This window comes from Pontimicrobium sp. SW4 (assembly GCF_039954625.1).
Classification (GTDB): Bacteria; Bacteroidota; Bacteroidia; order Flavobacteriales; family Flavobacteriaceae; genus Pontimicrobium.
This window is the reverse complement of the sequence record NZ_CP157199.1, coordinates 938059-953332: the sequence shown is the minus strand read 5'-3', so window position 1 is coordinate 953332 and position 15274 is coordinate 938059. Positions and strand designations below refer to the sequence as shown.

Genomic DNA, 15274 nt, shown 5'->3' with positions numbered 1-15274 from the left:
TGTTATAGTTTTATAGTTTGTGTTACTGAATTATTTTTAATTTCAAATTTGGTATTTTCCCACTTTGGTGGCCCCATAAATCCTCTTGCATTATTTGAGCATCCATAGTCTTCTTTTGGAATACCTAAAAAATTGCTATCCATTTTATTATTACCATTCTTATCATGAAATAAAGAAATGGCATAGACTCCATTAGGGACATTTTCAAAGACAACTTCACAACTACTATTTTTTATAGTACTAGTAGTAGATTTATATTTTTTTTCTAAAAACGTTATTTCAGAATCATAAAGCGCTACAAATACTTTTCCTGAATTACCATCAATGTTAGTAATTTTTACAGTTATGCTTTGATTTGTATTGTCTTGTGCATACAATAAAGTTTGGCTCATTAAAAGGGCAATAATAATTTTAACTAATGTGCTCATAATCGTTTATTTTATAATTATGAAACAAATATCTATAGTTACTTGACTTTTTAAAAAACAGAATTACCGAATTGTAATTATTAAATGATGAACTGTATATTTTAAAAAAATCACATAAAAACAGTAACTTTATAAGCCTTTATCATACTAACCTCTATATAACATTAAACCAACCACAATGAAAAAGTTATTCCTTTTTGTATTTAGCATTTGTATTATTGCTTCATCTTTTAGCCAAACAGATAAACGCTTAAAAAAAATTGATGATGATCTTAATAAAATTCTTGAAGCAACACATGCAGCAGGTTTTGCTGTTGCTGTAGTTGAAAAAGATAGAATTATTTATGCAAAAGGATTTGGTTATAGAGATGTAGAAAACAAAATTCCAGCAGATGCTAATACGCTATTTGCAATTGGATCGAGTACGAAAGCTTTTACGTCGGCTATTTTAGGGCAATTGAGAGAAGATGATAAACTATCCTTTAATGATAATCCAAGAAAACATATTCCTGAATTAGAGTTTTTTAATGATGACATGAATAATAATATCATTATTAAAGATTTGATGAGTCATCGTACTGGGCTTCCTCGTCACGATTATTCATGGTACTTATTTCCAACATTTGATAGAGATAGCTTAATACAACGTATAAAACATCAAGAACCTTTTACAGGAATTAGACAACAATGGTATTATAATAATTTTATGTTTTTAGCGCAAGGTGTTATTGCCGAAAAAATTACTGGTAAAAGTTGGGAAGACAATATTAGAGAGCGATTTCTAAAACCATTAGGAATGTCAAGAACTAATGTTACTATTGACGAAATGAAAACCGCCAGTAATGCTGCTTATGGGTATGAAACCAAAAAAGACAATTCTAATTCCAAAATGGATTACTATGATATCGCTGCCATGTCTCCAGCTGGAAGCATTAACAGTAGTGTAAATGATATGTCTAGGTGGCTTGTAACTTGGATTAATAAAGGAAAATTTAATGGTAAAGAAATAATTACTGAAGGTTATATTAACGAGGCCATGAGTTCTCAAATGGTGATTAATGCAAATTTACCTGCCGAAAAACCAGGCTTACACATGTCAAATTACGGCTACGGGTGGATGATGTCTTCCTATAAAGGGCATTATCGTGTGGAACATGGTGGAAATATTGATGGTTTTTCAGCCAATGTAGCATTCTATCCTAGTGATAGTTTGGGTATTGTCGTATTGGCCAATCAAAATGGATCTCGGGTACCAAGTTTAGTAAGAAATACTATCGCAGATCGTATGCTAAAAGTTAATAAAACAGATTGGATTCAAGATTTTGTTGATGCTGTAGAAAAAGCAAAAAAGACAGAAGCTGAAACCAAAGATAAAGTAACATCTACTCGAGTAGAGAATACTAAACCATCTCATATTAAACAAGATTACACTGGTACATATTCTCATCCTGGTTATGGTGAATTCAATGTGAATGTTGAACGTGATTCATTGTTTGCAAGTTTTAAACTAATGAAAATGTGGCTAAAGCATGAACATTATGATGTATTTGAGCCTTTTCAAGTAGAAGAAACTGGTATTGACACAACAGACTCTGGTCCATTACGATTTAAGTTTACAATGAATACAAGTGGAGACATCTCAGGTATGGAAGCTAAAATAGAACCAACTCTACCTGATCCAATTTCTTTTGAGCGCACTCCAAACATCGTGGAGATTGGTGAGGCTACCTTAGAAAAATATATTGGCAAATATGAGTTGCAACCTGGGTTTGTTATTGAAATAACGATAAAAGATGGAAAGATCTTTGCTCAAGCAACAGGTCAAGGTAAAAATCAAATTTTTGCTAAAAAAGAAGATCACTTCTTTTTTAAGGTTATAGAAGCAGAGCTTATATTCTCTAAAGGAGAAGATGGAAAAATTAATATGCTAACCTTACATCAAAATGGAGCCAAAGTTCCTGCAAAAAAAATAGAGTAAATAATTTAAGTGCTTTTTAACAAGTACTTTTTTATTAAAACTCACATAGTGTCGTACTTTTAAAAAAAGTGCGACACTTTTGTTTAATCTACGTTATACTATTGTAGGCCTAACCAAATACCATTTTTGAAAGATAAAGAATTAATTAATAAATGTAAAGCAAATAACTATGCTGCTCAAATGCAAGTATACAATTCGTATAAGCGAATGTTATACAATGCTAGTTGGAGGATTTTTAAAAATAAACAAGACGCTGAGGATGCTGTTCAAGATGCTTTTATAAAAGGATTTCAAAAAATACATCAATTAAAAGACGATGCTAATTTGGGAGCTTGGTTAAAACGTATAATTATTAATCGTTCTTTAGATGTCATTAGAAAACGAACTCAAATTTGGGTTGATGATGTAATTATTGAAGATACAGAAGTTGAAGAGCCTTTTTCTGAAGATGATAGTATTTCTATAGACTTTATAAAAAATTGTATAGATGGCTTGGCTGAAAAATATCGTATAATCCTCATATTATATCTCATTGAAGATTATACACATAGAGAGATAAGTGAGCAACTCAACTTAAAAGAGAGTACGGTAAGAAACCAATATAGAAGAGGAAAAACTCAATTATTAAAATTGATTGAAACACGCAAAACACATGAGTTTAAAACAATACATACAGAATAACAAAAACGACATAGACGATCAGGACATGTCTTTTGAAGTAGATGCTTTATTCGAAAAACGTTTAAAAAATGAGTTTCATAAACCTAACAAAGGAAAGCTCGTTTATTTAAAATACATCTCTATTGCAGCTTGTGTTGGCTTGCTAATAACATTAAGTATTCAATCTCTCAATCATAAAAAAGACAAGACAGAATTACTTGCGAATTTAACTAATGATTCAGCTGGTACTCGTTTAGAAGGCGTCTATCATTTTGATGACTCTTACAAAAAAGAGGATGACCAAATCATTCAAACTCTTGTTAAAATATTACACAACGATACTAATGACAATGTAAAAATTGCCACTATAGAAGCACTTTTTAAATTTCCAGATAATGAAACTATCAGAACCAATTTACTAACAGCTCTGGAAAATGAAAAATCACCATTGGTTCAAATTAAATTAATTAAATCTTTGAGTTTTTTAAGAGAACATCGTGCACAAAAACCTCTCAAAAAAATTATTAAAGACAAACAATCAATTCCCATAGTAGTAAGTAATGCCACTTTAGCTATGAATAATTTAAAACTTTAAATCATGAAAAAATATATTTCACTTTTAACATTTACACTATTTTTACTAACACAAACGACAAGTAAAGCACAAGAAGGTACCAACATACCATTTAATAAAGGCACCCTAAAAATATGCTCTTCTAAAAATTTTATTATTAAAGGTTATGACGGTAATGAAGTCATTATTAAAAGTTTGCATTCCACAAAAAACGAATATCATAAGTTAAGTTCTTTAACTTATACTTCAAGTAACCCTAAAGTCTCTAATATAGCAAGTACTTCAAGTAACTTAAAAATTTCGAAAGCCAATACAATCTACCCAAGTAACATAAAGGTTACAAAAGCTCAATCTTTAGATTCTATTTATGTAAGCTATTTTCCTTCAATTATAGACCTTGAACGAAGTAAAGGTTTAAAAAAGCTTGGAAAAAAAGCTGCAGCCCAAGAAAGTGGAATTTACTTACTAATTGAGCAAAAAGGAGATGAACTCTATATTAAAGATGATGCAAATAATTTATTAATGACTAAGGAAAAATACGAAATTACAATTCCAAATTCTGTAGATCTTAATTGGAATGCTAGCGAATGTGATAAAAACTCATTACTCTTTTATGGTTCTAATCCTTCAGAAATTAAAAACTTTATGGGTGAAATAGAAATATCTTCAGCACTAAGTGATTTAAACTTACTGGATGTTTCTGGGCCAGTATCTATTACAACTCTTGGTGGTAATGTAAATATAAAGTTTGACAAAATAACTCCAAGCAACTTATACTCTATTTATAGTAATAATGGGTTCATTGACATTACATTACCAAAATCAGCTAACATATTGGTTGATGCTACTGCTGCTGAAATTTTAAGTGATCTTGATTTCAATATCCTTTCAGAAGAAAATAAAAACCCAAATCAACAACAAATGAACTTGAAACTTGGTACTGGGAAAGTAAAAATGAAATTGAATGCAGATTTAGGAAACATCTATTTAAGAAAACAATAATCATCAAAAGATACATACTAGACCGATGAAAAAAATAATCCTTGGAATAATTATACTGATGTCTATTTCTTGCAATGAAAAATCTGTGGTAGAATTTTCATTAAAGGGAACCACAAATGAGATTGAAGATGGAACAGTAGTCTATTTAGAAAACCATTTAACAAAAGAATTAATTGACTCTGTAAGTATTCAAAACAATTCTTTCAATTTTAAAACAAAACTAGCAGAGACCCCTTTACAAGTAATTTTAAGAACTAAAGATTTCTCAGAATATCGATTTATATGGCTGGAAAATAGCCCTATGATTTTTGACGCTCGTAAATCGGAATTTAGACATGCAAATATTACAGGGTCAAAATCTGAAAACCTAAGTCAAGCTTTAGATAGAGAGACTGACACACTACCTAGAAAAGAAAAGCTAATAAAAGAAATGGCTTTTGTCGAAAACAATCCAAATAGTATTGTAAGCGCCAATCTTCTCTCAGTTTATTCCACTACATGGGGAAAAGAGAAAACAAAAGAGTTATTTGATCAGTTTTCTAAGAAAAACAAGAATTCAGAATATGGAAATAGAATAGCAAACTATATTGAGTTAAATAAAGAACCAAAAATAGGAGATGAGTTTTTAGATTTTGAAATGATGGACAATAATGATAATCCAAAAAAGCTTTCTGAGGTTAAAGGAAAAACTATTCTTCTCGAGTTTTGGTCCTCTTGGTGTGGCCCATGTCGTATAGAAAACCCTAATCTCGTAAAAACATACGAGAAATTTAATCCAAAAGGATTCGAAATATTTGCAGTCTCTTTGGACGTAAACAAAGAGAGCTGGATAAAGGCCATCGAACAAGACAATTTAAATTGGAGACATGTAAGCGATTTAAAAGGGCAACAAAACAAAGCATCATTAATCTATGGAATTAATGGAATTCCAGACAACTTTCTTATTACCGAAAATGGGATAATAATTGGACGAAATTTAAGAGGAGAAAAGCTAAATGAAATATTAAATGACCTACTAGAGTAATATCTTTAATCCTAAATTTTCTTAAGTGCACCTATAAATAAATGCAGGAGGTAAGTTTATAGGTGTAAAACCTAACTTTACGTTATCAAAAACCGATTTTAAAAACTTATATTTATTTAAACTGTACTGGTATTGTAAAAAACTACCGTCATTAATTAGGTACTGAGGTATTTTCTTAAATAAAATATCCAAATCTACCTTTGGTAAAATAGCAAGTGGTAAACTAGAAACTAGATAATCTACCTTTTCTATCTCTAATTTTTGTAAAAGCAAATCAAAATCGATTGCTGAATGATTATAAATTTCGAAATTGTCATACACCTTAAACTTATTTTCGCAATGTTTTAAGAATGGATCGTTAATTTCTAATGAAATTAATCGAGAATTTGAAGGCATTTTCTTTAATATTTGCTTGGTGATAGCACCATTTCCGCATCCAAATTCCAAGATGACTTGATTCTCTTTAAAATCTATATGCTTAATAATATTATTTGCTAAATATCTAGAACTTGGCGCAATAGCACCAATATGCTTAATTGAATTAACAACCTCCTTGACAAATAATTTCATTTATAACAATAAGTTTAAGTATGAATTAATTCTAATAAGACGACATACTACAGATAAAGTTACTAATATGCGCATTATTTTAGTGAAAACAAATAAATTGATTTCCTTAATTGAAAATTCTTTAACTTTCAAATCTAAATGTATTCTAATGAGATTTTTTCTAATTCTAGTTTTAGCAATAGTTTTTACAGCATGTAAAAATGAAGACAGCAGATTTATAATAGATCAAAATTATCGTTCAGAAATCGATGCTTTTTTCGATGCAAAAATGCAAGAACGACAAGGCGATTATTTACAATTAGTAGCATTGTACAAACTAGACTTGGGGAAAAATACCTTTGGTAAAGGTAGTGACAACCATTTAGTTTTTAATATTGATACCTTACCAGAAACTATTGGAACTATATTAATGCAAGAAGATTCGTTAAGTTTTATTGCTAAAGAAGGAGTTGTTATAAAAACAAAAAATGATTCTATTATAACAAAAACGCCTTTAACACTAAACCAATATGGAAGTTCTATACAATTATTTCACAACCAATTATATTGGCAAATCATTACAAGATCCAAACAACATTACTTAAGAGTATGGGATTCAAAAAATCCTACAATTGAATCATTTAATGGATTCGAAAAATTCGACTTAAATAACAACTTTATTCTTGAAGGTGAGTTTGGCTATTACGACAAAGAAAAATCTGAAGTTGTTAAAGCAAAAGTAGATGGAAAACGAAGCATTAATTTTATTGGCTTCGCTAGTTTTATTTATGAAGGTGAAAACTATATGCTTGAAGTTGGCGCAGACGGTTTTACAATGGTTGGCGATATAACAAATGGTGATTCTACTTATGGTGGTGGTAGATATTTCTATCTTGATTTACCAAAGCAAAACGGATTAGTAAAAATTGACTTTAACAAACTTTACAATCCGCCTTGTGCTTTTAGTGAGTTTACAACTTGTCTATACCCTCCTAGGCAAAACCAATTGCCTTTTAAAGTTTTAGCAGGAGAAACTTTAAAACAACTTTAGTTTTCTAATACAAAGTTAATAGGTAGACTATAAGGAATATTTACTGGCTTTCCTCGCTGTTTACCAGGTTCCATTTTTGGAACTAGCCCGATTATTCTAGAAGCTTCCCCCTCAAGAGTTTTATCTGGTCCTCGTACTTTAATATTAGTAACATACCCATTAGAATCAATAGTAAACATAACAAACACCTTTCCTCGAATATTCAAATCAATTGCTTGTTGTGGATATTTAAAATTTTTAATGACATGTGCATTCATTTTGTCTTGAAAACACTTTTTTAATACTGTATTATCACTTCCAGTACACCCTGGCCAAATTGGCACTTTTTCAACAACAGCAAAAGGTACACTAACTTCTTCTTCTAATTCATCAACTTCTACCTCATCTACCTCAACTCGTTCTTCAATTGCCTCGTCTATACTTGTTTCTGTGCTTTCTATAATAGTTTCTTCAACCTCAACAACATCTTCAACAATTCTTATTATCTCAGGTGAAGCTGGAGGTGGTGGAGGTGGTGGAGGGATATTAATATCCACTATTGGAATATCATCTTCCACTTCTAACTCTCCCATTTGAAGAGCTTCTAGAGCAATATCTTGTTTATCGTAGGTTTTATAATTAAGTAGTCCTTTGGTAACCAATAACATCAAACAAAGACCTATAGCAAAATATAAGCTGCTATTTCTGTTTACATCCACGTTAGGATTTTTCTTTACTTGCATGACTTTTAGTTTTATTATTAGAATATGTCTATGAAATTACTATTAAATAATGTCAAAAAACATGACAAATATCAGTAAGCTATTCAATATTAAATACTTAAAAAAGTTGATGGGTAACTTTAATTCTACTATTTTAGTAATCAACTAAAAACCAACCAAAATGAAATACATTTTTTCACTATTCGTATTTGTATGTTTATCACTTACGTTAACAGCCCAAAATACTACCGATACTGAGAAAAATATAGCAGATGTTATTAAAAAACATGGCATAGAAAATAGCCAAGTTATGGATATTGCTAGCTATATTACTGATGTTCTTGGGCAACGCCTTACCGGTTCTACTGGATTAAAAAATGCTAATGAATGGGCAAAAAACAAGCTAACAAAAATGGGAATGCAAAATTCTCATCTTGAACAGTGGGAATCATTTGGTCGCGGTTGGGATATGACACATTTTGAAATGCATGCCGAAGCACCAACCTATTGGCCAATAATAGCGTACCCAAAAGCATGGTCATCTCCATCCAAAGGATCAGGAGAAGTCATTTATTTAAATGCGACAACACTTGGTGATCTCGATAAGTATAAAGGTAAATTATCAGGAAAGTTTGTAATGATTCAAGATATGCGTGAAGTTAAAGAAGCTTTTGAAGCAACTGCTAAACGACATGATTCTGAGAGCTTGCTCAACTTAGCAAATGCGACAGCACCAGTTCCGAGGCAAGGAGGAAGAAGATTTGGAGGTAATGCTTCAGCTGCTGAACTTCGAGTTGCTACTTGGAAACTTTTAGAAAGCGAAAAACCTCTAGCAATATTAGATAGAAGTAGCAAAGGAGACTTAGGAACTGTATTTGTATCGGGTGCAAGAACTGCAGAAGGTAGTGCTCGCGACAATGATAAATATGTAGTACCACAAATAACAGTTGCCATAGAACATTATAATAGAATTTTTAGAATGCTAGAAAAAGGCATTCCAGTTAAATTAAGTATTGATTCTCAATCTAAATATACCAATCCTGATGGCAATGAAAATAATGTAATTGCTGAAATCCCTGGAACCGATTTGAAAGATGAAGTGGTAATGTTTGGAGCACATTACGATTCTTGGCATGCTGGAACAGGAGCTACAGATAATGGTGCAGGGTCAGCAGTAATGATGGAAGCTGCTAGAATACTTATAGAAACTATAAAAGAAACTGGTATTAAACCAAGACGGACTTTACGAATTGCTCTCTGGACTGGAGAAGAACAAGGCTTACATGGATCGAGAAATTATGTTGCTCAAAATTTTGCCAATACTGGAGAATCTAGTAGAAGTATAGTGTCATTAAAACAAGCACAGAAAAAAGTATCTGGTTATTTTAATATGGATAATGGTACAGGAAAATTACGTGGTGTATATCTTCAAGGTAATCAAGCAGTATCCCCTATTTTTAGAGAATGGTTAAAACCTTTTCACGATATGGGCGCCTCTACTTTAAGTTTAAGTAATACTGGAGGAACAGATCATTTAGCCTTTGATGCTGTTGGAATTCCAGGATTCCAATTTATACAAGAGCCAATTTCTTACTCTACAAAAACACACCATTCAAACATGGATAATTTTGACCATTTAGTTGCTGATGATTTAAAGCAAGCTGCAACTATTATCGCCTATTTTATTTGGCAAACTTCGCAGCGTGACAAAAAATTACCTCGCAAGGAAGCGAATTTAAAATATAACTAATTATTTCAAGCCTGTTCTTAACACTTATAACAGGCTTTTTTATTTCTCTTTTTATGAAACGATTTCTCATTTTATGCTTGATTATCTTATCCGCATGTAAACAAAATACACAGAAGACTGAGCTAGTAGAACCTTTATACGATTACGATGTCGAAGAACGCTTAGAAGAATTAAAAATCACCTTAAGTCCTTCTCCACCACCAGTTGCAAATTATGTAAATGCCGTAAAAACTGGCAACTTACTATTTATGGCTGGTAAAGGCCCTAGTAAATTAGATGGTAGCTATATAACAGGTAAAGTAGGAGTTGATTTAACTATCGAAGAAGGCTACGAAGCGGCTAGATTAACAGGTATTGCTCAACTTTCTGTATTAAAGCATAAAATAGGAGATCTAAACAAAGTAGTCCGTATTGTAAAGGTATTAGGTATGGTAAATGCAGATAGTGCATTTACCCAACATCCCGAAGTTATTAATGGTTTTTCTGACCTTATGGTTGAAGTATTTGGTGACCGAGCAAAACATGCACGTGCAGCTGTAGGTATGGGATCACTACCCCGAAATATAGCAGTTGAAATTGAAATGATTGTAGAAATTCAAGATTAAAATTATGAAAACTTATATAAAATATATTACTAGTTGTTTTCTTTTAGCATTCCTTTTAAGTTGTGATAAAGAGATTGAAGAAGGTGTCATGAAAAGTGACTTATCAAAAGATGTTGAAATGATTACAGACTTAGGCACTATCATTTTACGTTTATCAGACGATACACCGATACATCGAAACAATTTTATTAAACTGGTTAATGAAAAATACTATGATAGTATTGCTTTTCATCGTGTTATAAAGGACTTTGTTATTCAAGCAGGAAACCCAACAAGTAAGCCATCAAAAACATATAATGGTGGTGGTGACACTGAATTGAATTATACTATTGAAGCAGAAATAAAGCCAAATTTATTTCATAAGCGTGGAGCATTAGCTGCTGCAAGGTCTGGAGGCATATCTAACCCTGATCTTTTATCAAGTGGATTACAGTTTTATATTGTACAAAGAGGTACTTATAATGATAGTACTTTAAATATTCAAGAAAAAAGAGTCAATGAACAAATAGCCTATAAAACTATAATTAATAGCCCAAAAATAAGGTCTAAAATAGATGAATACACAAAATTCAGTAAAGAATTAAGACAAAAAGAAAAAAAAAATCTTACTAAGGAAGACACCCTAAAAATAGAAGCTTTAAGGGATAAAATTAATTTGTATAATATTGACTCATTAGTTGATATTGAAGTTCAAAAAATGAAGAAGTACGTATATCCAGAAGCTCATAGAGAAGTATATAAAACTATAGGCGGAACACCACATTTAGATCAAAATTACACAGTTTTTGGTGAGGTTATAGAAGGCATGAGCATAGTAGATAGTATTGCTAAAGTGCAAACTAATAATGGCGGAAAACCCATAAATGATATTCGCATTATTACTGCACGAATGATTAAACGTCAATAGTAAAAATGAAAATTAAAGTAGCCGTTGTTCAAGATGCTCCAGTATTTTTTGATAAGAAAAAAACAATTGAAAAGGTAGAAACCATTACCAAGCAATATGCTAATAATGGTTGCGAATTAATTGTGTTTCCAGAATCATTTATTCCAGGATATCCTCGTGGGTTTTCGTTTGGCGCAACCATTGGTAGCAGAACAGATGAAGGTAGACAACATTATACAGACTACTACAACAATAGTTTTGATTTAGAGAGCGACGATTTAATCCGTTTAGAAAACTTATCAAAAAAACAAAATATTTATATTGTTATTGGAGTAACCGAAAAGCAAAATACCAATGGTAGTTTGTATTGTTCAATGCTATACCTCTCACCTACTAAAGGATTACTTGGTGTGCATCGAAAAATTAAACCCACAGGAACCGAACGTCTAGTTTGGGCTGAAGCAGGAGCGGAATCTTTAGTTACTTTTGATACTAAAATTGGTAAACTTGGAGGACTCATTTGTTGGGAAAACTACATGCCTTTAGCAAGAATGAGTATGTATGTAAAAGGTGTAGAAATTTACATTGCACCAACAGCTGATTCGCGTGAGCAATGGACAGCAACCATGCAACAAATAGCCTTAGAAGGTCGCTGTTTTGTTTTGGGCTGCAATCAGTATATGACCACCTCGATGTATCCTGACAAATACAAAAACGAAATTTCCAATCAGTCAGAAAAATTTTGTTCAGGAGGGAGCATAATTGTATCACCATTAGGGAAAATTATAAATGGACCTTTATTTGATAAAGCTGGTGTTTTAGTTTCTGAATTAGATTTAGAAGACATTAAACGTAGTAAGTTAGATTTTGATGTTATTGGCCACTATGCACGTAACGATATTTTTGAGTTTAATGTAAAAGGGCAACCTGATATTAAAAAGGAATAAGTAATTAGATTACTGAAAGAAATAAAACCATTTACCGTTTCTGCAGAGGCCTAAATCTATTTTTTAAGTATAAAAGTAAATTCTTGACTTCATAAAAACGGCAAAACTTTTACAACTTATCCAACTGATTACTTGTATTATCCTCACTAATTGTCCAAAAGAATCCAATAAAAAAGAACTGGTCTGCTGCTGGTTTTAAGCTTCGTCTAGCAAAATCACCATTCAAATCAGGCGTATTTGCATATTGATAACCATTAATGTTTTTAAATCCAGTAGCATTATTTATTGAAAAATATAGTATTTTTTGTGGACTCAGCAAATACGCCCAATTTAAGCTTATGTTGTTATATCCTTTTGTTTTTTGATTTAAAAACCCATCCATGTTTGGATTAGTATACGTTCTGCCAGATCCAAATGCATAACTAAAACCTACTTGACTTTTCCAGTCTTCAATCCAATATTTTCCTACCACAGATAAGTTATGAGTATTTGCAAAATTTGGCTGAGCTTCAACAGGGAAATTTCTATAGTTACGTTTAGAATCCAAATAAGAATAGCTCACCCAATAATCAGTATTTTTTATACTCTTATTATCTCTCCAAAACAAGTCGATACCTTTTGCAAATCCATAACCTTTATTTGAAAAACTGGTATCAAAATTGGTAAACTCATCATCGTACTTTAATAAATTATCATAGTCTTTATAATAAGCTTCTGCTCTAAATATACGACCTTCAGAATTTAACTGATAATTTAGTATATAATGACTAGTTTCTTGTGATTCAATATTTTGAGTGAATTTTAAAACATTACTTTGCGGGTTTTGATAAAAATTTCCATAGGCAAAAGATAGCTGGCTTTTTGGTGACGTTTTATAAGCCAACGACAAACGTGGTGATATGGTAAATTCTTCCAATAATGATGTATGCTCTAATCTTAATCCTGCTTTTAAAGCAAATGCTTTCGAGAAAATCACATCTGCTTCAGCATAACTTGCAAAGATGTTGTTATTAAATCCGTAATCTGTTTTAGCAACAAAATCAGAAGCGTATTCTTCATTAAAATTTGTTGTAAAATATTCGCTCCCAAAATATAATTTTAATCGATTACTAATTCTGTTTTTAAACTTGAATTTAAAATGCGCCGAGTGTTCTTGGTCACGAATATCATTATCAATAATATTTATGTTTTCATCAGCATATGTATAACTCATCCCTCCAAAAACAGACCAATTATCGTTAAGCATTCCTTGATAGGAACTATTAACATATAAGTTATTATTTTTTAATTTAAAATGCACACCCTCTTCATAGTTAATATCTTCTTGAGTCAACTCAAAATTAGACGTATCAAAAGCAGCGTATAGTTTTAATAACCCATTATCAAACTTCTGTCTAAAAACGGTTTCACCTGAAAGCCCTTCATATGGTTTTTTCCAATCATTTCTATCTGGAAATAATCCAATATAAGGAGCTAAATTAATATAGGAAGCATTGACACTTATAGAGCTTTTGTCCCATTTTTGAGTATTACCAAGCGTAGCTCCAACAGTCATAATACCAATATCCGTTTTTTCCTGGTCTGGTTCGTCTATTGTATTTAAAAGCAATACAGATGATAACGCTTGACCATACTCCGCCGAATAACCTCCTGTTGAAAACGTAATGCCATCAAACAAAAATGGCGAATAACGACCTCTTGTTGGCGTGTTATTTGTGGTTGGCGCATATGGTGTGAAAACGCGAATGCCGTCAATAAAAATTTGTGTCTCTTCGGCTTCACCACCACGAACGAACAAACGACCATCTTCGGCAACAGTTGCAGTTCCTGGTAAGGTTTGTAACGCTCCAACAAAATCACCCAAAGCACTTGCAGTCGTTACTACATCTAAAGGTTTTAACGCATTTACTTTACTGTTATCACCAGCTTCAAACGTTCCTGCAGAAAGTACTACAGCATCAAGAGCACTAACATCTTCACGAAGTTTAATATCTATATTTTGCATGTATGATATATCTCCTACCATAATAAATTTCTCGTAAGAGATAAATGAAACTACTAAGGTTTGTGAACCAGTTTCGGTAGTATTAAAACTAAATTTTCCGTCTTTATTTGAAGTTGTTCCATCATAGGTTCCTTCAAGATACACATTAGCACCTTCAATAGGTACTCCTTTGTTATTGGTGATTTTTCCGCTAACAACTGTTTGAGCAGATATACTAAAACTTAGTAAAATAAATAGTGAGGTGATTAGTGTTCTCATGTTTAAAAATGTTGTTCGTTTTGATTGATGAGACAAAAGTGTAGTATCAACCTTGAAAACAAAACTTATAATGACCGAACTGTAAATTTTTAATGATGAATTGAATATATTTGAAAAAATAGATCATATGCAATTTTCGAAAACTGAAAAATCATTTACTCTTCTTTTTTCAATAATTGTAATTATTGAACTCATTACCTCTAGTATAAGTTCATTACAAACTTTGCATTATGCTGCTAAACCTCTAATTCTAGTTTCTTTAACTCTGTTCTTTTATAAAAATGGAAATCACCTAAATAGAAAAACTTGGATTATAATGTTGTTTGCACTCATATTTTCGTTAGTTGGTGACGTATTATTAATGTTTGTAGATATGTCTGCTAGCTTCTTTCTTGGCGGTTTAGTTGCTTTTTTACTAGCACATATTATGTACATACTTGCCTTTATTGAAAAAAGGAATCGTACTCATAAACCTCTCTCTTTTATTATAATACTTCTCATCTATGCTTCTGGCTTGTTTTATATACTTAAAGATGGTTTAGGAGATATGCTTATTCCTGTAATAGTATATATATTTATTATACTAACAATGGCAATTACTGCATCTTTAAGAAAAAATAGCGTAATGACTATTAGTTATAGTTTAGTGCTAATTGGCGCGCTATTTTTTGTTGCTTCTGATAGTTTGTTAGCGTTAAATAAGTTTTATAGTCCTATTCCTAGTTCCAATATTAGTATAATGCTTACTTATGCCTTGGCTCAATACTGCATTGTTTTAGGAATATTAAAGCAAATAAAATAGCTTTTCCTTTTTATAATTTAACTCTAACTAATACTTTAAATAAAAAACTTTTGT

At 31.5% G+C, this 15274-nt stretch carries 15 protein-coding genes; 11 read left to right on the top strand and 4 right to left on the bottom strand.

Annotated elements, in window-relative coordinates:
- Positions 1–2: 2 nt before the first annotated feature.
- On the bottom strand, positions 3–428 hold the full coding sequence (locus ABGB03_RS04540; RefSeq protein WP_347925207.1) for a DUF2141 domain-containing protein: 426 nt from the start codon (positions 426–428) through the stop codon (positions 3–5).
- 178 nt (positions 429–606) lie between these two features.
- On the opposite strand from ABGB03_RS04540, the gene ABGB03_RS04535 reads away from it, so the two are divergent.
- From ABGB03_RS04535 to ABGB03_RS04515, 5 genes are all read left to right on the top strand, one after another.
- Positions 607–2406: a serine hydrolase gene (locus ABGB03_RS04535; RefSeq protein WP_347925205.1), complete on the top strand. Its 1800-nt coding sequence runs from the start codon at positions 607–609 to the stop codon at positions 2404–2406.
- 126 nt (positions 2407–2532) lie between these two features.
- Positions 2533–3087 carry an RNA polymerase sigma factor gene (locus tag ABGB03_RS04530; protein ID WP_347925203.1) on the top strand — a complete coding sequence of 185 codons (555 nt, stop codon included), beginning with the start codon at positions 2533–2535 and terminating at the stop codon, positions 3085–3087.
- Positions 3059–3661: a HEAT repeat domain-containing protein gene (locus tag ABGB03_RS04525; RefSeq protein WP_347925202.1), complete on the top strand. Its 603-nt coding sequence runs from the start codon at positions 3059–3061 to the stop codon at positions 3659–3661. Before ABGB03_RS04530 ends, ABGB03_RS04525 begins: the two co-directional genes overlap by 29 nt.
- A gap of 3 nt (positions 3662–3664) precedes the next feature.
- A complete protein-coding gene (locus ABGB03_RS04520) occupies positions 3665–4642 on the top strand; it encodes a hypothetical protein (protein WP_347925200.1) in 978 nt (325 codons plus the stop codon).
- Positions 4643–4667: 25 nt separating this feature from the next.
- Positions 4668–5666: an AhpC/TSA family protein gene (locus tag ABGB03_RS04515; protein WP_347925198.1), complete on the top strand. Its 999-nt coding sequence runs from the start codon at positions 4668–4670 to the stop codon at positions 5664–5666.
- Between the two features lie 21 nt (positions 5667–5687).
- Here ABGB03_RS04515 and ABGB03_RS04510 read toward each other — a convergent pair whose 3' ends face one another.
- A complete protein-coding gene (locus ABGB03_RS04510) occupies positions 5688–6236 on the bottom strand; it encodes an rRNA adenine N-6-methyltransferase family protein (protein WP_347925196.1) in 549 nt (182 codons plus the stop codon).
- Positions 6237–6384: 148 nt separating this feature from the next.
- On the opposite strand from ABGB03_RS04510, the gene ABGB03_RS04505 reads away from it, so the two are divergent.
- Positions 6385–7266, top strand: coding sequence for a DUF1684 domain-containing protein (locus tag ABGB03_RS04505; RefSeq protein WP_347925194.1), 882 nt, complete (start codon positions 6385–6387; stop codon positions 7264–7266).
- Here ABGB03_RS04505 and ABGB03_RS04500 read toward each other — a convergent pair.
- Complete coding sequence (locus tag ABGB03_RS04500) at positions 7263–7988, bottom strand: energy transducer TonB (RefSeq protein ID WP_347925193.1); 726 nt, start codon at positions 7986–7988, stop codon at positions 7263–7265. The genes ABGB03_RS04505 and ABGB03_RS04500 overlap by 4 nt on opposite strands.
- 160 nt (positions 7989–8148) lie before the next feature.
- On the opposite strand from ABGB03_RS04500, the gene ABGB03_RS04495 reads away from it, so the two are divergent.
- From ABGB03_RS04495 to ABGB03_RS04480, 4 genes are read left to right on the top strand one after another with little or no spacing between them, the layout of a single operon-like run.
- Positions 8149–9717, top strand: coding sequence for a M28 family peptidase (locus ABGB03_RS04495; RefSeq protein ID WP_347925191.1), 1569 nt, complete (start codon positions 8149–8151; stop codon positions 9715–9717).
- A 53-nt stretch (positions 9718–9770) separates the two neighbouring features.
- Positions 9771–10322 (top strand): RidA family protein, encoded by a 552-nt coding sequence (locus ABGB03_RS04490; RefSeq protein ID WP_347925189.1) that lies wholly within the window; start codon positions 9771–9773, stop codon positions 10320–10322.
- A gap of 4 nt (positions 10323–10326) precedes the next feature.
- Positions 10327–11229, top strand: a complete 903-nt coding sequence (locus ABGB03_RS04485; RefSeq protein WP_347925188.1) for a peptidylprolyl isomerase — start codon at positions 10327–10329, stop codon at positions 11227–11229.
- A gap of 5 nt (positions 11230–11234) precedes the next feature.
- Entirely contained in the window at positions 11235–12155 is a 921-nt protein-coding gene (locus tag ABGB03_RS04480) for a carbon-nitrogen hydrolase family protein (RefSeq protein ID WP_347925186.1), read from the top strand.
- A 109-nt stretch (positions 12156–12264) separates the two neighbouring features.
- Here the strand turns inward: ABGB03_RS04480 and ABGB03_RS04475 are convergent, their stop codons facing one another.
- Positions 12265–14418 (bottom strand): TonB-dependent receptor, encoded by a 2154-nt coding sequence (locus ABGB03_RS04475; protein ID WP_347925184.1) that lies wholly within the window; start codon positions 14416–14418, stop codon positions 12265–12267.
- Positions 14419–14545: 127 nt separating this feature from the next.
- Between ABGB03_RS04475 and ABGB03_RS04470 the strand changes: the two genes are divergently transcribed.
- Positions 14546–15220, top strand: a complete 675-nt coding sequence (locus tag ABGB03_RS04470; RefSeq protein ID WP_347925183.1) for a lysoplasmalogenase — start codon at positions 14546–14548, stop codon at positions 15218–15220.
- The last annotated feature ends 54 nt before the right edge of the window (positions 15221–15274 follow it).